The sequence below is a fragment of the Gallaecimonas sp. GXIMD4217 genome, from assembly GCF_038087665.1.
Lineage (GTDB): Bacteria > Pseudomonadota > Gammaproteobacteria > Enterobacterales > Gallaecimonadaceae > Gallaecimonas.
In genome coordinates, this window is the sequence record NZ_CP149925.1 from 478,147 (window position 1) to 496,450 (window position 18,304).

An 18,304-nucleotide genomic window follows, 5' to 3' on the forward strand; every position below is an offset into this window, starting at 1 on the left:
TTCTCCTTTGCTGTTTTTGCTATGGCGCCTTATGGCGGTCGATATAACGGGCCTTCTTCTGGGCCTTGAGCCTGTGGGTGTCCACCAGCACCATGCCGTCGATGCAGTCGCCGAAATCCGGGTCGGTGCCGAAGTCGAGAAACTGCACGCCGCCGGGCTCGCAGAGCTCCGAATACTGCTTGTAGAGGGTGGGGATGTTGACGCCCATGCCAGCCAGCTTGTCCTTGAGCAGCACGAAGTCGGCCTTGTAGTCATCGCCGCTGAAGGTGGCGGTGAGATCTGCTAGGGTCTGGGCCGCCAGCAGGTAGGGGCGGCGGTGCCTGGTGCGGCCGTCCTGGCTGCCGAAATAGAGCTGGTAGAAATAGACCATCAGATCCCGGGCCGCCGGCGGGAATTGGGCGGACAGGGACACGGGGCCGAACAGGTAACGGTACCTGGGGTGGCGGGCCAGGAAGGCGCCTATGCCGACCCAGAGGTAGTCCAGGGCCCGCTTGCCCCAATAGGCCGGCTGCACGAAGCTGCGGCCCAGCTCCAGGCCCTGATCCAGTATCTCGTCCATGTCGGCGCCGAAGTTGAACAGGCTGTGGCTGTAGAGGCCGTCCTTGCCCTGCTCGGCCAGCACCGCGCGGCTGTCGGCCAGGCGGTAGGCGCCGGCCACCTCCAGGCGGCCGGGATCCCAGAGCACCAGGTGCAGGTAATGGCTGTCGAACCTGTCCATGTCCCGGCGCCGGCCCGTGCCTTCGCCGACGGCGCGAAAGGCCAGCTCCCGCAGCCGGCCTATCTCGCGCATCAGGGCGCTGTCGCCCTCATGGCGGTAGAGGTAGATGGCCATGCCGTCCGGGGTCCGGCCCAGGGCCTCGCAGCCACTGAGGACATCCAGTATGGCCTGGCGATCCTCCCTGGGGGCGATGGCGGTTTCGGTCTTGAACAGGGGCCGTTTCTGGCTGCCCAGGCGGTAGAGGTGCTTCTTGAACAGCTTGATCTGGGTGCGCAGCGGCAGCTGGCTGCCCTCGAAGCTCTGCAGGGGGATCAGCTCGCCGATGCGCAGGGTCGCCTGCTTGTGGCGCTGGGCGAACATCTCCCGCACCAGCAGCACAGTGGCCAGGGGCTTGTAGAGCATGGAGGTGCCGTAGAAGAGGGCGGAGTTGCGGGCCTGGACCAGTATCGGCAGCACCGGCGCCCGGCTCTGCTTGGCCAGGCGCAGGAAACCGGAACGCCAGTGGGTGTCGCGCACCCCCTGGGGCCTGAGCCGGGAAACCTCGCCGGCGGGGAAGATGATCAGGGCACCGTCGTCCTCCAGGTGCCTGCTGATCCCCTCCATCTGTTCGCGGCTGGTCCTGCCCACCAGGTTGTTGACCGGGTGCATCAGGCCCTTGAGCGGTGCCAGCTCGCCCAGCAGGGCATTGGCCACCACCCTGACGTCGCGGCGCACCTCGCCCACGCACTTGAGCAGGGCCAGGCCGTCCAAGGAGCCTATGGGGTGGTTGGCGATGATCACCACCCGGCCGCTGGCGGGGATCCTTTCCTTTTCCCGATCCGAGACCTGGTAGCCGAAATCGAAGTGATCCAGCACCGCCTCCACGAAGTCCCAGCCCCTGAGGTGGGGATAGTCGCGGGCAAAGGCCTGGAAGTCCTGCTCGCGCAGCAGGTGGCGCAGTACCGGGGCCAGGGCGCCCCGGAAACGGGCGTTGGGAAAGTATTGGTCTAGGACCTGTTCGACACTGAACATGGGCGTTTCCAAGCAGTCTACCTGGCGCCACAAGGTAGCCCCGGCAAATGACAGCCAGGGCACAGTTCGGTGACGCTTTTGTGACCGGCTCAGGCGGCGCGGATGATGCGCTCGCGGTCGGTGCAGGCCAGCACCTGCTGCTGCTCGCTCCAGTGCAGCAGCTGCAGGCGGCCGTCCAGGCCTTCGGCCACCAGGGAGCAGGACTCCACCCAGTCGCCGGTGTTGAGGTAGAGCAGCCCGTCCTCCTGGCTCAGCTGGGGCTGGTGGATGTGGCCAAGGACGATGCCGTCGCAGCCGGCCTGGCGGGCGGCGCGCAGGGCCGCGTGCCGGTAGCGGTCGATGGCGGCCTGGGCCTTGCCGACCCGCTTCTTGATGAAGGTGGCCAGGGACCAGTAGGGCAGGCCCAGGCGACGGCGCAGGAACTGGCAGCTGCGGTTGAGCCACATCAGCAGGTCGTAGCCCAGGTTGCCTATCTGTGCCTCGAAGGCGCCCAGGCAGACGGCGGCGTCGAACTCGTCGCCGTGGGTCAGCAGCAGGGTGCGGCCGTCCAGCAATTGGTGCTCACAGCGCCTGTGCATCTCGAAGCGGTCGAGGCCGAAGCCGCAGAAGCGGCGCAGGGCGGCGTCGTGGTTGCCGGGTACATAGACCACCCTGGTGCCCTGGCGGGCCAGGCGCTCCAGCTCGAACAGCACCTGGGAGTGGCTGTGGGGCCAGAGGCCCTTGCGGCCCATGGCCCAGAGATCCACCACGTCGCCAAGCAGGTAGAGGCTTTCGGGTTTGATGTGCTTGAGCAGCGACAGCAGGTAGTCGGCCTGGCAGTCGCGGCTGCCCAGGTGCAGATCGGACAGGAAGACGGTGCGGTAGTTGAAGTGGCTCATGGTGGTCCCCCGATTGGCTCGGGAGATCAGACTAGGCCCGGTGGATGACAGGGCCTTGACGCCGAGGTGACCGTTATTTGACCTTGACCGGCCTGAGGCTGCCGTCGTACTGGGCCGCCAGGTAGGCGATCACCGTCCAGGTGGCCACGTTCTGATTCAGCTCCTCGGGGACTATCTTGTTGAGGGTGTCGTCCGGGGTGTGGTGGTAGTCGAAGTAGTAGGTGCCGTCCTGGCGGGGCGACACCACCGGTACGCCCAGCTCCGGCAGCATGGATACGTCCGGGCCGCCACCGGCCTCGTTGTTGCCGGCCGCAACGCCCATGGGCTCAAGCACCTCGAACAGGGCCTTGGCCAGCGCCCGGCCTTCGGGGCCGAAGTTGGTGTCCAGGCGGTAGATGGCGCCGGCACCGAAGTCGGACTCGCCGGCCAGCACGTGCTTGGCCAGCTCTTCCCGGTGCCGCTCGGCATAGGCATGGCCGCCGTAGAGGCCGATCTCCTCGGCGCCGTACAGCACCACCCGTATGGTACGCTTGGGACGCTGGGGCAGCTGCTCGATGAGCTTGCCCGCCGCCACCATGATGCCGACGCCGGCGCCGTCATCCAAGGCGCCTGGGCCGTTGTCCCAGGAATCCAGGTGGGCGCCGATCAGCACCACTTCCTCGGGTTTCTCGCTGCCGGTCAGCTCGGCGATGACGTTGTGGGTCTTGCCCTGGGGGCCCGGCTCTGCGGTCATCTCCAGATGCACGGAAACCGTCTTGCCGCGCCTGTGCATGGCTTCGACCAGGTTGGCGTCGGGCACCGCCACGGCGGCGGCGGGGATGCGCGGCACCCCTTCTTCATATTTCATGGTGCCGGTGTGGGCGAAGCGGTGCGGGCCCGTGCCCACGGAGCGGATCAGTATGGCCTGGGCGCCCTTTTTGGCCGCCTCTATGGCGCCCTTGGAGCGGCCGGCCACCGTCTTGCCGTACTGGAAGCCGGTCTGGGCCCTTTCCATGCGCTTGTTGATGAAGACGATTTTGCCCTCGACCGCCTTGGGATCGGCCGCCTTCAGCTCGTCCAGGGTCTCGAAGAAGGCGATGTCGCCGGCCAGGCCCTTTTCACCGGTGCCGACGCTGCCGCCCAGGGCGGTGATCACCAGGTGCTGGCGGTAGGGGGCGCTGATCTCGGCGTGGATATGGCCCCGACGCCAGGTGGGAATGGCCAGCTCTTCGGTGTAGACCCTGTCGAAGCCCAGCCGCTGGAGCTTGTCCACCGCCCAGGCCACGGCCTTGCGGTCCCCTTCGCTGCCGGCCAGGCGGGGGCCCACCTCCACGGTCAGGGATTCCACTGTGTCGTAGGCGATGTTGCCGGCCAGGGCCTGATCGCGCAGTGCCTTGGCGGTGTCCAGATCGCTTTGCTGCAGTCCGGCCCAGGCCGGCAGCGCCAGCAACAGGCCCAGGCAGGCCTTGAGGGTACCTTTCATTTTTGCCATTCCCTGTATTAGTTCAGTCAATCTTCAGGTGACGGGGGGTTAACTTACCACGATGCTCGCGACTGTCTGCCATGGAGGCGACGGACCGCGGGCTTTCTGCGTTAGCTTTGCGAAGGGAGACATTCTTCATGACGTACCTAGCATCACCCGTGGCAGAGCGGACCGAACCGGCGGTGACTCTGCTCAAGGCCATGGCCAATGAAAGGCGTCTCTTTATTCTGCGCCATCTGCAAAATGGCGAGCAGTCGGTGGGTGAGCTGAACGAGCAGATGCGGCTCAGCCAGTCCGCCTTGTCCCAGCACCTGGCTTGGCTCCGCCGCGACGGCCTGGTGAAGACCCGAAAGGAAGCACAGACGGTCTATTATTCGCTGGCCAGCGATGAAGCCGCCGAACTGATCGACCTGCTCGACCGCCTCTACGACAAATAAAGGCAATAAAAAAACCGGCATATGCCGGTTTTTTTATGTGCAAGAGCGAACTCTTACAGGGCTTTGATTTGCGCGTTCAGGCGAGCCTTGTGACGGGCAGCTTTGTTCGCGTGGATCAGGCCTTTGGTAGCCATGCGATCGATGATCGGCTGGGCTTTGGTGAAGGCTTCTTGGGCAGCAGCTTTGTCACCGGCAACCAGGGCAGCGTTAACTTTCTTCAGGTAGGTGCGCAGCATGGAGCGGCGGCTCGCGTTATGCTGGCGGCGCTTCTCTGCCTGGATCGCACGCTTCTTCGCAGACTTGATGTTAGCCAAGGTCTAACTCCTAAAACGTATAGAGGTTCAATACCAAAAGGCCACGGAATATGCCTTCATTGGCGGGATTTGTCAATGGAATTGAACAAAATCGCGCCGCCAGTTGTCGGCTGGCATCCATGGTCTTACAGGGATAAGATGGCGCGCATTCTACCAGACTTGCATCGGCCTCGACAGTCGAACTGGCACTTTTTTCACCGGGAATTTTTCGTTGTCCAGTAAACTCCTCAAATCCAGCGCAATTGTCAGCCTGATGACCCTGGTTTCCCGCGTGCTCGGGCTGGCCAGGGACGTGGTGATCGCCAACCTGATGGGGGCCGGCAACGCCGCCGACGTCTACTTCTTCGCCCAGAAGATCCCCAACTTCCTGCGTCGCCTCTTTGCCGAGGGCGCCTTCGCCCAGGCTTTTGTGCCGGTGCTGGCGGACGTCAAGAAGAACCAGGGCGACGAGGCCATGAAGCTGCTGATCGCCAAGGTGTCCGGCACCCTGGGGGTGATCATCACCATGGTGACCCTGGTCGGGGTGATAGGGTCGCCGGTGGTGGCGCTGCTGTTCGGTACCGGCTGGTTCGTGGACTGGCTCAATGACAGGCCGGACGGCGCCAAGTTCGAGCTGGCGGCGCTGATGCTGAAGATCACCTTTCCCTATCTCTGGTTCATCACATTGACCGCCCTCAGCGGTGCCATCCTCAACACCCTGGGCCGCTTCGCGGTGGCGGCCTTCACGCCGGTCTTCCTCAACGTCGCCATCATCGGCTGCGCCCTCTACCTGGCGCCGACCCTGGCGCAGCCGGAGATCGGCCTGGCCTGGGGCGTGTTCCTGGGCGGCCTGATCCAGTTCCTGTTCCAGATCCCCTTCCTATATAAGGCCGGGGTGCTGGTCAGGCCCCGCTGGGGCTGGATGGACGACGGCGTCAGGCGGATCCGCACCCTGATGCTCCCGGCCCTGTTCGGGGTCTCGGTGAGCCAGATCAACCTGCTGTTCGACACCTTTATCGCCTCCTGGCTGATCGGCGGCTCCATCTCCTGGCTCTACTATGCCGACCGGCTGCTGGAATTCCCCCTGGGCCTGTTCGGCATCGCCATCGCCACCGTGATCCTGCCGGCCCTCAGCCACAGGCATGCCGGTCAGGAGCAGGAGGGCTTCGCCCACACCATGGACTGGGGGGTGCGCATGGTGCTGCTGCTGGGGCTGCCGGCCAGCGCCGGCCTGATGGTGCTGGCGGCGCCCATGCTGATGGTGCTGTTCCAGCACGGCGCCTTCGACGTCAGCGCCGTGGTGTCGGCCAGCTATGCGCTCTGGGCCTACGCCACCGGCCTGCTGGCCTTCATGCTGATCAAGGTGCTGGCACCAGGCTATTATGCCCGCCAGGACACCAGGACCCCGGTACGCATCGGCATCATCGCCATGGTCGCCAACATGGTGTTCAACGCCATACTGGCCATCAGCCTGGGTGAAAGGCTGGGCTACATCGGCCTGGCCGCCGCCACCGCCATTTCCGCCTACATCAATGCCGGCCTGCTGGCCAAGGGGCTGTGGGACAAGCACATCTACCGGCCCTGCGCCAAGACCGCCCTGGCCCTGGGCCGGGTGCTGGGGGCCTGCGCCGCCATGGTGGCGGTGCTGCTGTGGCTTTGCCCGCCCCTGGCGGCCTGGGCCGAGATGGCCATCACCACGCGGGCCCTGTGGCTGGCCGGCCTCATCGGCGCCGGCGGCCTGACCTACCTGGCCGGCCTGCTATTGCTGGGCTTCAGGCCGCACCAGCTGCGCTCTGCCTCCTGAGCGGGGCTACCTGATGGGGGCCCGCTCAGGTATAATCCGACGATTTCGCAAGCAGTGCATTGATTAAGCGAAGCCCATGGAACTGATCCGCGGACTCTACAATGTCCGGCCCGAACATCACGGTTGCGTGCTGACCATCGGCAATTTCGACGGTGTCCACCTGGGCCACCAGGAAGTGCTGCGGCAACTCAAGGCCAAGGCCAGCGAGCTGGGCTTGCCGGCCACCGTCATGGTCTTCGAGCCCCAGCCCCTGGAGCTGTTCCTGGGCGACAAGGCGCCGGCCCGGCTCAGCCGCCTGCGTGACAAGTTCCACGCCTTCGAAGGCCTGGGCCTGGAACGGCTGCTGGTGGAGCCCTTCAGCCCCCACTTCGCCGCCCTGGAGCCGGAGTCCTTCATCCGCGAGCAGCTGGTCGAGCGCCTGGGGGTGAAGTTTCTGGTGGTGGGCGACGACTTCCGCTTCGGCCGCGACCGCCGCGGCGACTTCGCCATGCTCAAGGCCGCCGGCCGGCAACATGGCTTCGAGGTGGTGGGCACCCACAGCTTCTGCCTGCACCAGGACAGGGTGTCGTCCACGTTGATCCGCCAGGCCCTGGCCGCCGACGATCTGGCCTCGGCCGAGACCATGCTGGGCCGCCCCTACAGCATTAGCGGCCGGGTCCACCACGGCGCCAAGCGCGGCCGCACCATCGGCTTCCCCACCGTCAACCTGCCCCTCAAGCGCAGGGTGAGCCCGGTATCCGGCGTCTATGCGGTGGAGGTGCTGGGGGTGGCAGGCAAGCCGCTGGCCGGCATTGCCAACATCGGCAGGAAGCCGACCGTGGACGGCACTGTGCCGGTGCTGGAGGTGCATTTGCTGGATTTCCAGGGCGACCTTTATGGCTGCCAGCTGGAAGTCGTGTTAAGAAAGAAACTTCGCGCCGAGCAGCGCTTTGCTTCACTGGACGAACTGAGGGCGCAGATCGCCCGAGATGAAGCCGCTGCCCGAGCATACTTTGCAGACCCCAAACAAGTTTGAGTGACATTGACCAATGAGTGACTACAAAGCCACGTTGAACCTGCCGGATACGGTCTTCCCCATGCGCGGCAACCTGGCCCAGCGGGAGCCGAAGATGCTCGACGCCTGGTATGAGGCCGATCTCTACGGCCAGATCCGGGCCGCCCGCAAGGGACGCAAGAGCTTTATCCTCCACGACGGCCCTCCGTACGCCAACGGCGACATCCACATTGGTCACTCCGTCAACAAGATCCTCAAAGACATCATCATCAAGAGCAAGACCCTGTCCGGCTTCGACGCCCCCTATGTGCCGGGTTGGGACTGCCACGGTCTGCCCATCGAGCTGAAGGTGGAGAAGAAGGTCGGCAAGGCCGGCCACAAGGTCAGCGATGCCGAGTTCCGCCAGGCCTGCCGCGATTACGCCCTGAGCCAGGTCGACGGCCAGCGCAACGACTTCAAGCGCCTGGGCGTGTTCGGCGAGTGGGACAACCCCTACCTGACCATGGACTTTAAGTTCGAGGCCAACATCATCCGTGCCCTCGGCAAAATCGCCGACAACGGCCACCTGCAGGCCGGCTTCAAGCCGGTGCACTGGTGTACCGACTGCGGCTCCGCCCTGGCCGAGGCCGAAGTGGAGTACGAGGACAAGACCTCGCCCTCCATCGACGTGCTGTTCAGCGCCGTCGACGAACAGGCCCTGGTGAGCAAGTTCGACTGTGCAGAAGGCCACAGCGGCAAGGGCCCGGTGTCCGTGGTGATCTGGACCACCACCCCCTGGACCCTGCCCGCCAACCGCGCCGTGGCCCTGAACGCCAAGCTGGACTACGCCCTGGTGCAGGTGGAAGGGGAACAGCCCCAGCGCCTGATCCTGGCCGCCGATCTGGTCAAGACCGTCATGGACCGCGCCGGCATCGAGCACTTCCACAACCTGGGCTACGCGAAAGGAGATAGCCTGGAACTGGCCAAGGTCCAGCATCCCTTCTACGACATCCAGGTACCCCTGGTGCTGGGCGAGCACGTCACCACCGACAGCGGTACCGGCTGCGTGCACACCGCCGGTGGCCACGGCCAGGAGGACTTCGCGGTCAGCCAGCAGTACGGCCTGGAGATCTACAACCCGGTTGGCGCCAACGGCGTCTACCTGCCGGACACCCCCAAGTTCGCCGGCCAGCACGTGTTCAAGGCCAACGATGCGGTGGTGGAAGAGCTCAAGGTGCAGGGCAAGCTGCTGCACCACGAGGCCTACCGTCACTCCTATCCGCATTGCTGGCGTCATAAGACCCCCATCATCTTCCGTGCCACCCCCCAGTGGTTCGTGTCCATGGACAAGCAGGCGCTGCGCGCCGGCGCCCTGGACGCCATCAAGGGCGTGCAGTGGATCCCGGAGTGGGGCCAGAACCGCATCGAGAAGATGGTCGAGAACCGCCCGGACTGGTGCATCTCCCGCCAGCGCACCTGGGGCGTGCCCATCGCCCTGTTCATCGACAAGGACACCAATGCCCTGCATCCCAGGACCCCGGAGCTGATCGAGGCCGTGGCCAAGAAGGTGGAAGCGCAGGGGATCCAGGCCTGGTTCGACCTGGATGCCGCCGAGCTGCTGGGCAGTGATGCCGAGCAGTACGTCAAGGTCAAGGACACCCTGGACGTCTGGTTCGACTCCGGCGTCACCCACGCCTGCGTGCTGGACGCCCGCGAGCAGCTGCAGAGCCCGGCCGATCTCTACCTGGAAGGCTCCGACCAGCACCGCGGCTGGTTCCAGTCCTCGCTGCTGACCTCCATGGCCATCCAGGACCGTGCCCCCTACCGCCAGGTGCTGACCCACGGCTTCACCGTGGACGGCCAGGGCCGCAAGATGTCCAAGTCCCTGGGCAACGTGGTGTCCCCCCAGCAGGTGGTGGGCAAGCTGGGCGCCGACATCCTGCGCCTGTGGGTGGCCTCCAGCAACTACACCGCCGAGATGACCGTCTCCGACGAGATCCTCAAGCGCAGCGCCGACGCCTACCGCCGCATCCGCAACACCACCCGCTTCCTGCTGGCCAACCTCAACGGCTTCGAACCCGAGAACATGGTGGCCCTGGAGGACATGGTGGCCCTGGATCGCTGGATGGTCAGCCGCGCCGCCCAGTACCAGCAGGAGATCGTCAAGGCCTACGACGAGTACCAGTTCCACGTCGTCTACCAGAAACTGATGCACTTCTGCTCCATCGAGCTGGGCAGCTTCTACCTGGACGTGATCAAGGATCGCCAGTACACCGCCAAGGGCGACAGCCACGCCCGCCGTTCCTGCCAGAGCGCCATGTACCTCATCTGCGAGGCCCTGGTGCGCTGGATGGCGCCGGTGCTGTCCTTCACCGCCCAGGAAGCCTGGGAAGTGCTGCCGGGCAGGCGCGATACCTTCGTGTTCACCGCAGAATGGTTCGACGGCCTCAAGGCCCTGGAGGGCGAGGCCCAGTTCAGTGACGCCTTCTGGCTGGAGCTGCTGGCGGTGCGTGACGAGGTCAACAAGGCCCTGGAGCAGGCCCGCAAGAACGGTGAGCTGGGCGGCTCCCTGGAAGCCTCGGTGACCCTGTATTGTGAGCCCGGCCTGGCCGGCCGCCTGCAGGATCTGGGCGACGAGCTGCGCTTTGCCCTGCTCACCTCCGGCGCTACTGTGGTGGCCGGCGAGAGCGCCGAGGCCCAGGCCACCGAGATCGACGGCCTGAGCCTGCTGGTGACCAAGGCCAGCGGCCACAAGTGCGACCGCTGCTGGCACGTGCGCGAGGACGTGGGCGCCATCGAGGCCCATCCCGAGCTGTGCGGCCGCTGCGTCAGCAACGTGGATGGCGACGGCGAAGAGCGACGCTTCGTATGATGCCGATGAAACAAAGCGGACTGCGCTGGCTGTGGCTGGCGCTGCTGGCCATCGTCCTGGATCTGGGCAGCAAGTACTGGGTGCTGGGGAACTTCAGCCTCTATGAGCGGGTCAACCTGCTGCCCTTTTTCGATTTCGTCTACGTACGCAACTACGGGGCGGCCTTCAGCTTCCTGAGTGACGAGGGCGGCTGGCAGCGCTGGTTCTTCACCGCCATCGCCGTCGGCGTCAGCCTGTTCCTGCTGCTGTGGCTGCGCCGCCTGCCGGCCAGCGACCGGCTGCAGGGGCCGGCGGCGGCGCTGATCCTGGGCGGTGCCCTGGGCAACCTCCATGATCGCCTGGTGCACGGCTATGTGGTCGACTTCCTCGACTTCTACGTGGGCAGCTGGCACTGGCCGGCCTTCAATATCGCCGACTCCGCCATCTGCGTCGGGGCGGCCCTGTTGATCCTGGCATCCTTTCGCAGTGACAAGAGTGAGAGCCAATGAGCAAGCAGATCGATTCCCAGAGTGAAGTGGTGATGCACTTCACCATCAAGCTGTCCGACGGCTCCGCCGCCGATTCCACCAAGGTGTCCGGCAAGCCGGCCAAGTTCCGCATGGGCGACGGCAATGTCACCGAGAACTTCGAGAAGTGCCTGCTGGGCCTGAGCGAAGGCGAAGAGGCCAGCTTCACCCTGGCCCCGGAAGACGCCTTCGGCCCGTCCAACCCGGACAACATCTACCACCTGGAGCGCAGCAGGTTCACCGAAGAGGCGCCAGAAGAGGGCGCCATCATGCTGTTCGCCCAGCCCGACGGCTCCGAGATCCCCGGCATCATCCGCAGCGTCACCGACGCCTCCGTGACCGTGGACTTCAACCATCCCCTGGCGGGCCAGGAAGTCACCTTCGAGGTGGAAATCCTGGAAGTGCATAACTGAGGCCATATGAAAGTCTTGCTAGCCAACCCCCGCGGCTTCTGCGCCGGCGTCGACCGGGCCATCAGCATAGTGGAGCGGGCCCTGGAGATCTTCGGCGCCCCCATCTATGTGCGCCATGAAGTGGTCCACAACAAGTACGTGGTGGACGGCCTGCGCAACCGCGGCGCCATCTTCGTGGATGAGCTGGACGAGGTGCCGGACGACAAGATCGTCATCTTCAGCGCCCACGGCGTGTCCCAGGTGGTGCGCGAGGAAGCCAAGCGCCGCGGCCTCAAGGTCTTCGATGCCACCTGTCCCCTGGTCACCAAGGTGCACATGGAGGTCAGCCGCGCCAGCCGCAAGGGTATGGAGGCGGTGCTGATCGGCCATGCCGGCCACCCCGAGGTGGAAGGCACCATGGGCCAGTACGACAACCCCGAGGGCGGCATCTACCTGGTGGAGTCCCCCGAGGACGTGGCCAGCCTCAAGGTCAAGGATCCGGACAACCTCTGTTTCGTGACCCAGACCACCTTGTCCGTGGACGACACCGCCGACGTCATCGACGCCCTGCGTGAACATTTCCCGGATATCGAGGGCCCGCGCAAGGACGACATCTGCTACGCCACCCAGAACCGCCAGGACGCGGTCCGGGCCCTGGCCCACCAGGCCCAGGTGGTGCTGGTGGTGGGAGCCCGTAACAGCTCCAACTCCAACCGCCTGCGCGAGCTGGCCGAAAAGGTCGGCGCCCGCGCCTACCTCATCGACGGCGCCGACTGCATCCAGCAGGACTGGCTGGACGGGGTCGATGCCGTTGGCGTCACCGCCGGCGCCTCGGCGCCCGAGGTGCTGGTGCAGGCCGTGATCCAGCGCCTGCGCGACTGGGGCGGGGAAGAGGTCGTGGAGACCCAGGGCCGCGAAGAAAACATTGTTTTCGCGGTGCCCGCTGAACTTAGGTGAAAAACTAAGCAACCCGGCAGGGACGCCGGGAGCGTTTGCCGTTTAATCTTTTCCTCCTTCTCTGCTACATTGCCTCCCTCATAACTCCATTACAAAGTTGTTGCTGTTACTTGAGGGATTTGTTTTGAAGAAGGTGCATTCCCACGCCCAGGGGGGCTTCTCCTTAATGGAGGTGCTGGTTGCCCTGGTCATCCTCACTACCGGTATCCTGGGCACCGTTGCCATGCAGCTGACCGCCAAAAGAGGCAGCTACGGCGCCCTGGAACGGACCCAGGCCGTCAACCTGGCCAACGATCTGCTGGAGCGGGTCAGAAGCAACCCGTCCGAACTGGCCAACTACGCGGCCAACTATGGTAGCGGCCAAACGGTGTCCGCCGCCGACAAATGTTCTTCTTCTTCCTATTGCAGCCCGGCCGCCCTGCGCCAATGGGACCAGTTCCAGTGGCACCAGCAACTGATGGGGGCCGACACCAAGGAAAACACCCAGAATGTTGCCGTGCTGGGCAACGCCGTGGGCTGTGTCACCGTTTCCGCCAACGCCATCACAGTGGTGGTGAGTTGGCAGGGCATCCATGGTATCGGTGACGCCGATGCCGCTTCCTCCTGTGGTACCGCAAGCGACAAGCGTCGCCTGGTTTCAGTTTCCAGCGTGATCCTATGAAAAAGCACAACGGTTTCTCCCTCATCGAGCTGATGATCGCCATGACCCTGGGGCTGGTCATGGCCCTGGCCATCTCGGCCGTCTTCGTGGCGTCCAAGCGCGGTGCCAAGTCCACAGAACAGGCCGGTGAACTGCAGGAAAATGCCCGTATTGCCATGCAGGTGTTGAGAGATGAAGTTAGCCACGTCGGCTTCATGGGCGATATCAGCGGCCAGGCCCTGGTCCCCGCCAACACCAGCCCGGTGGGCTCGGTAACGGTCAGCAACGAATGCAGCGGCAGCGGCAACAACAACGGCAGCCTGCCGGCCAATGTCGTGGCGGGCACCTTCCGCCTGCTGTGGTTCACCGGTACCAAGGCGTCCCTGCCGGGGTGCCTCACCGATGCGGTGGACGGCTCCACGGCCCTGCAGATCAAACGTGCCTATGGCCCGGCCCTAGAGTCCGGAGTCGACAGCTTCCGTAACGACCATGTGTACCTGTTGGCCAACGCCGTGCAGGCCAGCTTCCTGTGGAACCAGAGCGGCACCGTGCCCACGCCGCCCATTGCCAACGGCCGCTACTGGCGTTACGGCCATCACCTCTATTACATCGGCAACGAGACCCGCAATGGCACCAGTGTGCCGTCGCTGAAGCGCCGCTATCTGGCCACTTCAGGTTCGGGGCTGGCCATGAACAGCGAGGTACTGGTGGAGGGCATCGAAGCCTTCCGCATCGAGTTCGGCGTCGACACCAGCCTGGACGGCGTGGCCGATTACTTTGTCGACGGTGATGCCATGACCAGTGCCGACTGGGACGGCGCCAGCGGCCGCGCCATCGTTTCGGCCCGTATCTACGTACTGGCCCGCGCCGGTATGGCCGATGCGGACTACGACAACAGCGGCATCAGCTACCAACTGGGCGGCACCACCATCAGCGGCAATGGCGATCACTATCGCCGTTTCCTGCTCAGTTCCACCGTTCAGTTGGCCAACCCGCAGTTCGCCACCTGGCGCAATGCTGGAGGCATATAAGATGAAGCAAAAACAACAAGGCCTGGTGCTCTTCGTGGCGTTGATCTTCCTGGTGATCCTGGCCGTACTGGGGATCTCCCTGGTGGCCAACAGCACCATGGATGCGCGCATGGCCGGCTCGGCGGCGGAGCGCACCGAAGCCCTGCAGCAATCCAACGGCATGCTCGACAACACCATACTCCATGCGAGCACCAACCAGGTCTTTATCTCGCCCGAGCCCAACTATGGCACGGGAGGCCTGAGCTGGGCCGCCAGCGGCGCCCAGCCGACCTTGACCACCTTGAAGGCGGAGACCAGCTGTGGTCGCAAGGAGAAGGGCAACGATACGTCTGCCTTTGCCTGCCGCCATCTGGAGACCACGGCGCCCGTGGAATACGGCCGTAAGAATGCCGGACGCATAGCCTCGACCTATGGGGTAGAACAGCCCGTTATCGGCAAGACGGGTTCTTGAGGGGAATGACAATGAAAACGACAAGATTGGCTTTTGGCCTGGCCATGGCCTTGCCCTGGCTGGCCACCACCAACGGCGCCCAGGCGCAGGATATCGAGCTTTACACCTATATCCCCAGCGGCAACGAAGTTCGCCAGCAGGTGATGATTGTCTTCGACAACTCCTCGTCCATGCTGGCGACCACCGTCAATGAGGACGGCAGTACCGTCAGGACCCTGGGGGCCTTTTCGCCCAACATCGACTACAACGAAGACCTGGGCAAGTACATGCTGGGCGGCAGCAACAGGTACAAGGACGACAATGCCAAGCCCAGCCTCTATTACGCCCTGGCCGACGACATCCAGTACAACTCGGAGCTGCCGGACCTGTTCGACCTGGACAACATCAGCGGCCTGAAGAACCAGCGTTTCGAAGACTACTTCAACGCCTGCGAGTCCAGCTATGGCGCCCTGGCCCAGTTCGGCTACTACACCGGCAAGGTGTTGATGGCCTATGCCTCGGGCAAGGGTAAAAACAGGATTAATACCTGGGTACAGCTGGACAGACGGGCCAGCGGTGCCGGCCGTGGCCAGGATGATGTCATCGACTGCCTGGACGACTTCGACTACAGGCGCTCGGGCAACAGCGGCACCCACTACGCGACCGGGCTCGGCGATGGCTACCCCCTGGTCGATGCCGTGGCGGTGCACAAGAATGGCGATAAATCCAGTTACTTCGGTGCTTACACCGAGGAAGCCCGGGCCCTCTTCGACAAGCAGGACGCCGTCGTCACCCTGTTCACCCCGAACTACCTCCACTACATGGCCGCCCGGGCCTACATAGACGAACAGATCGCCCAGGGCAGGGATCCCATCAGCGAGCTGGATCCGTCCGTGATCGAAAAGCTGGAGCAGAACAACGCCATCAGCGGCGGTACCCTGATGGAATCCGCCAAGATGGTCATCAAGGAGCTGGTGGCCACCAACCCCGGCCTCGACTTTGGCCTGGCGGTGTTCAACGACAACGGCAAGAAGGACAACCTGCTGACGGACTCCGGCGGCCGTATCGTTGCCGAGATCCAGAGCCTGACCGATATCGAGAACCTGTCCAACAACAAGGTGATCAGCATTGTCGATGACCTGAGGGCCGAGACCTATACCCCCATCTGCGAGACTACCTACGAGGTGCTGCGTTACCTCAAGGGGGAAACGCCGATGTTCAAGGATCAGAACGTCAAGGGCCTGACCCCGGATGCGGACGCCAATGCGCTTGACGGCAGCAACTACGACTCCCCCTACGTGGCCTGCCAGGGGATGGTCAATATCATCATCATCACCGATGGCGAACCCACCATCGACACCGCCGCCAATGACGAAATTGCGGCGCTGACCGGTGGTGAGCCCTTCTCCTTTGCCGGTTATGATTTCGACTTCGGCAGTGACGGTGAAAAGGTGCGTAAGAAGGGTGACAAGACCTCTTATCTGCCCACCCTGACCAAGTGGATGTTCGACGAGGAAACCGACCTGCGCCCGGACCTGCCCGGTAACCAGCGGGCCAGGACCTTTACCATAGGCTTTGGCTTGCAGCAGGACGAACAGAGTGCCGCCGATGCGGTGCTGACCGCGGCCGCCGAAAACGGCGGCGGTAAGTACAAGACGGCCAACGATGCCACCTCGCTGTTGAACCAGCTCCAGGACATTTTCGAGGATATCTATGACGACTCCTCGTCCTTTACCTCGCCGTCCATTGCCGCCAACAACTTTGACCGCACCCGCAGCCTGGACTCCGTCTATTACGCCATGTTCCATCCCCTGATGGCGCCGCGCTGGCGAGGCAACATCAAGAAGCTGATCATCGACGACAAGGGTATCCTGCGCGATGCCAGCGGTAAGGGCGCCATAGACGAAAACGGCAACATCAAGGGCACCGCAAGGACCTATTGGAGCAGCGCCGTGGACGGTGACGACTCCCGGGCCGGCGGTATCAACGAGATGCTCATCTCCAAGGTGGGCAGCCGCACCGTGGTGACCAACAAGGCCCCCGGCCTGTCGGCACAGCCCCTGACCCGGGATCTGCTGGTGGAAAAGGCCGGCTCCATGGACGACCTGCTGTTGCACCTGGGCCTGGCCGTGACAGAGACGGACCCGACACTGGCGGCGGCCCAGGCGGAAACCCTGGTGGCAGAGACCATTGCCTGGGCTATCGGCAAGGACCCCGATGACGATGACGAAGACCTGGTTACCGACGATGCCCGTGAGGACGTGATGGGCGATCCCCTGCACTCCAAGCCGCTGGCCATCAGCTATGGCGGCAGCGCCGACAACCAGGACGTGCGCCTGGTGGTGGGCACCAACCATGGCGCCGTGCACATGTTCGACGACAACGGCAGCAGCGTAGACGAGAACTGGGTCTTCTATCCCTACGAGGAGCTGGACACCATCACCAAGTCCCGCCTCAACAACGGCTCGGTGAAGTCCAACAAGATCTACAGCATGGACGGCAGCCCCGTTGCCTATATCTACGACCACAATGACGACGGCAACATCGATACCCAGACCGACAAGGTATGGTTGTTCATGGGCCAGCGCCGTGGCGGCAATGCCTACTATGCCCTGGATATCACCGACAAGGCCTCCAACCCCAAATTCATGTGGCGCATCGATGACAGCTCCACCGGCATGACCGAGCTGGCTCAGAGCTGGTCGCAGCCGGTGATCACCAAGGTGCCTGGCCATGACGGCCCAGTGCTGATCTTCGGTGGCGGTTACGACGATACCTTTTACGACTATACCCATACCTCCAAGTCCGATTCCGGTGGCGTGCCCAGCGGCAAGGCCATCTACATAGTGGATGCCGCCACCGGGGCCCTGGTATGGAGCGCCACCAATGCCGAGACCACGGCTACCAATACCTATGCGCCCCTGACCGACAGTATTCCGGGCAAGATCGCCACCCTGGACTCCGACCAGGACGGCATCACCGACCGTCTCTATGCAACAGATCTGGGCGGTAACGTCTGGCGTGTGGACATGCCCTCGGCCACCCCGAATGACGGCACCAAGCCCTGGACTGTGCACAAGTTTGCCGATCTGGGCGTGGTCAGCGATGCCGATGGCAACGATGTGCGTATCGACCGCCGCCTGTTCACGGCGCCGTCCGTGGTGCAGACCATCTTCAACCGAACCGCCACCATCACCCAGCGCGACGAGAGCGGTAATATCGTCAGCCAGTACACGGTGCAGGACCGCCAGCCCTTCGATGCCATAGTGGTAGGCTCCGGCAACAGGGCTAAGCCGCTTACCAAAGGTACCCTCGACATGATGTTCATGCTCAGGGATACCAATATCGTCACCCAGAGCTGGCAGGGTGATGCCGTGCCCGATGCCATCAGGTTGAATAACCTGTTCGACATGACCGGCCGTCCCTTCGACGACAGTTCCCTGTCCGAGTCGCAGCAGGCTGCCATCGAGGTCCAGCTGGGCGACGCCCGCGGCTGGTATATGGACTTCAGCAACGACGGCGAGAAATCCCTGTCTACGCCCTTGGTGCTGAACGGCACCATCTACTTCACCACCTTCACCCCGCCCGTCGACTCCGTGCTGGATGATAGCGACAACGTGCAGTCCTGTGTGGTGCCCGGCATGGGCCGCCTCTACGCCGTGGACATGCACAGGGGTAAGCAGGTCTATGACTGGTGGGTATCCGAGATCCCCGAGCGTGTGCCCGACACGCCGGTGATCCATGCCGGTGTGGATGAGAACGGCAACAGCGTGATCCGCATCATCGCCGGCGACAGCGGTGACACCATAGTGGTTGACGGCGAAGCCGTTAATAAAGGTTCCCACGAGGTGGGTATCGGCATGAACGCCAGCCGCGTCTATTACTTCGTAGGGCGGTGAT

The 18,304-nt window shown here is 63.9% G+C and carries 15 protein-coding genes; 11 read left to right on the forward strand and 4 right to left on the reverse strand.

The genetic code is table 11. The annotated features are described in order from the left end of the window. Window positions 1-19: 19 nt before the first annotated feature. The 3 genes from WDB71_RS02400 to WDB71_RS02410 form a co-directional block, all read right to left on the reverse strand. On the reverse strand, window positions 20-1,729 hold the full coding sequence (locus WDB71_RS02400) for a GNAT family N-acyltransferase (protein WP_341503053.1): 1,710 nt from the start codon (window positions 1,727-1,729) through the stop codon (window positions 20-22). Window positions 1,730-1,818: 89 nt separating this feature from the next. Further along, window positions 1,819-2,607, reverse strand: a complete 789-nt coding sequence (locus tag WDB71_RS02405) for a UDP-2,3-diacylglucosamine diphosphatase (RefSeq protein ID WP_341503054.1) — start codon at window positions 2,605-2,607, stop codon at window positions 1,819-1,821. Between the two features lie 73 nt (window positions 2,608-2,680). Continuing rightward, entirely contained in the window at window positions 2,681-4,069 is a 1,389-nt protein-coding gene (locus WDB71_RS02410) for a M28 family peptidase (RefSeq protein WP_341503055.1), read from the reverse strand. Between the two features lie 137 nt (window positions 4,070-4,206). On the opposite strand from WDB71_RS02410, the gene WDB71_RS02415 reads away from it, so the two are divergent. Then, a complete protein-coding gene (locus WDB71_RS02415) occupies window positions 4,207-4,506 on the forward strand; it encodes a metalloregulator ArsR/SmtB family transcription factor (RefSeq protein ID WP_341503056.1) in 300 nt (99 codons plus the stop codon). Window positions 4,507-4,559: 53 nt separating this feature from the next. Here the strand turns inward: WDB71_RS02415 and rpsT are convergent, their stop codons facing one another. Next, window positions 4,560-4,820 (reverse strand): 30S ribosomal protein S20, encoded by a 261-nt coding sequence (rpsT, locus tag WDB71_RS02420; RefSeq protein WP_341503057.1) that lies wholly within the window; start codon window positions 4,818-4,820, stop codon window positions 4,560-4,562. 211 nt (window positions 4,821-5,031) lie between these two features. Between rpsT and murJ the strand changes: the two genes are divergently transcribed. From murJ to WDB71_RS02470, 10 genes are all read left to right on the forward strand, one after another. Then, a complete protein-coding gene (gene murJ / locus WDB71_RS02425) occupies window positions 5,032-6,603 on the forward strand; it encodes a murein biosynthesis integral membrane protein MurJ (protein WP_341503058.1) in 1,572 nt (523 codons plus the stop codon). Window positions 6,604-6,679: 76 nt separating this feature from the next. After that, window positions 6,680-7,618 (forward strand): bifunctional riboflavin kinase/FAD synthetase, encoded by a 939-nt coding sequence (gene ribF, locus WDB71_RS02430; protein WP_341503059.1) that lies wholly within the window; start codon window positions 6,680-6,682, stop codon window positions 7,616-7,618. Between the two features lie 13 nt (window positions 7,619-7,631). Further along, window positions 7,632-10,448, forward strand: a complete 2,817-nt coding sequence (gene ileS / locus WDB71_RS02435; RefSeq protein WP_341503060.1) for an isoleucine--tRNA ligase — start codon at window positions 7,632-7,634, stop codon at window positions 10,446-10,448. Next, entirely contained in the window at window positions 10,445-10,936 is a 492-nt protein-coding gene (gene lspA / locus WDB71_RS02440) for a signal peptidase II (protein ID WP_341503061.1), read from the forward strand. The genes ileS and lspA overlap by 4 nt, the downstream gene beginning before the upstream one ends. Next, window positions 10,933-11,367, forward strand: a complete 435-nt coding sequence (gene fkpB, locus WDB71_RS02445) for an FKBP-type peptidyl-prolyl cis-trans isomerase (RefSeq protein ID WP_341503062.1) — start codon at window positions 10,933-10,935, stop codon at window positions 11,365-11,367. Before lspA ends, fkpB begins: the two co-directional genes overlap by 4 nt. Before the next feature lie 6 nt (window positions 11,368-11,373). Continuing rightward, window positions 11,374-12,303, forward strand: a complete 930-nt coding sequence (gene ispH / locus WDB71_RS02450; protein WP_341503063.1) for a 4-hydroxy-3-methylbut-2-enyl diphosphate reductase — start codon at window positions 11,374-11,376, stop codon at window positions 12,301-12,303. Between the two features lie 133 nt (window positions 12,304-12,436). After that, on the forward strand, window positions 12,437-12,964 hold the full coding sequence (pilV, locus tag WDB71_RS02455; protein ID WP_341504171.1) for a type IV pilus modification protein PilV: 528 nt from the start codon (window positions 12,437-12,439) through the stop codon (window positions 12,962-12,964). After that, window positions 12,961-13,974 (forward strand): PilW family protein, encoded by a 1,014-nt coding sequence (locus WDB71_RS02460; RefSeq protein WP_341503064.1) that lies wholly within the window; start codon window positions 12,961-12,963, stop codon window positions 13,972-13,974. The genes pilV and WDB71_RS02460 overlap by 4 nt, the downstream gene beginning before the upstream one ends. Window position 13,975: 1 nt before the next feature. Beyond that, entirely contained in the window at window positions 13,976-14,425 is a 450-nt protein-coding gene (locus WDB71_RS02465; RefSeq protein WP_341503065.1) for a pilus assembly PilX N-terminal domain-containing protein, read from the forward strand. 11 nt (window positions 14,426-14,436) lie between these two features. Next, window positions 14,437-18,303, forward strand: coding sequence for a PilC/PilY family type IV pilus protein (locus tag WDB71_RS02470; protein ID WP_341503066.1), 3,867 nt, complete (start codon window positions 14,437-14,439; stop codon window positions 18,301-18,303). Window position 18,304: the final 1 nt, after the last annotated feature.

What these genes read in the sequence shown, in the direction of transcription:
- WDB71_RS02400 (WP_341503053.1), bottom strand. Translation starts at nt 1,729, where the DNA reads ATGTTCAGTGTCGAACAGGTCCTAGACCAATACTTTCCCAACGCCCGT.
- WDB71_RS02405 (WP_341503054.1), bottom strand. Translation starts at nt 2,607, where the DNA reads ATGAGCCACTTCAACTACCGCACCGTCTTCCTGTCCGATCTGCACCTG.
- WDB71_RS02410 (WP_341503055.1), bottom strand. Translation starts at nt 4,069, where the DNA reads ATGAAAGGTACCCTCAAGGCCTGCCTGGGCCTGTTGCTGGCGCTGCCG.
- WDB71_RS02415 (WP_341503056.1), top strand. Translation starts at nt 4,207, where the DNA reads ATGACGTACCTAGCATCACCCGTGGCAGAGCGGACCGAACCGGCGGTG.
- ribF (WP_341503059.1), top strand. Translation starts at nt 6,680, where the DNA reads ATGGAACTGATCCGCGGACTCTACAATGTCCGGCCCGAACATCACGGT.
- ileS (WP_341503060.1), top strand. Translation starts at nt 7,632, where the DNA reads ATGAGTGACTACAAAGCCACGTTGAACCTGCCGGATACGGTCTTCCCC.
- lspA (WP_341503061.1), top strand. Translation starts at nt 10,445, where the DNA reads ATGATGCCGATGAAACAAAGCGGACTGCGCTGGCTGTGGCTGGCGCTG.
- fkpB (WP_341503062.1), top strand. Translation starts at nt 10,933, where the DNA reads ATGAGCAAGCAGATCGATTCCCAGAGTGAAGTGGTGATGCACTTCACC.
- ispH (WP_341503063.1), top strand. Translation starts at nt 11,374, where the DNA reads ATGAAAGTCTTGCTAGCCAACCCCCGCGGCTTCTGCGCCGGCGTCGAC.
- WDB71_RS02460 (WP_341503064.1), top strand. Translation starts at nt 12,961, where the DNA reads ATGAAAAAGCACAACGGTTTCTCCCTCATCGAGCTGATGATCGCCATG.
- WDB71_RS02465 (WP_341503065.1), top strand. Translation starts at nt 13,976, where the DNA reads ATGAAGCAAAAACAACAAGGCCTGGTGCTCTTCGTGGCGTTGATCTTC.
- WDB71_RS02470 (WP_341503066.1), top strand. Translation starts at nt 14,437, where the DNA reads ATGAAAACGACAAGATTGGCTTTTGGCCTGGCCATGGCCTTGCCCTGG.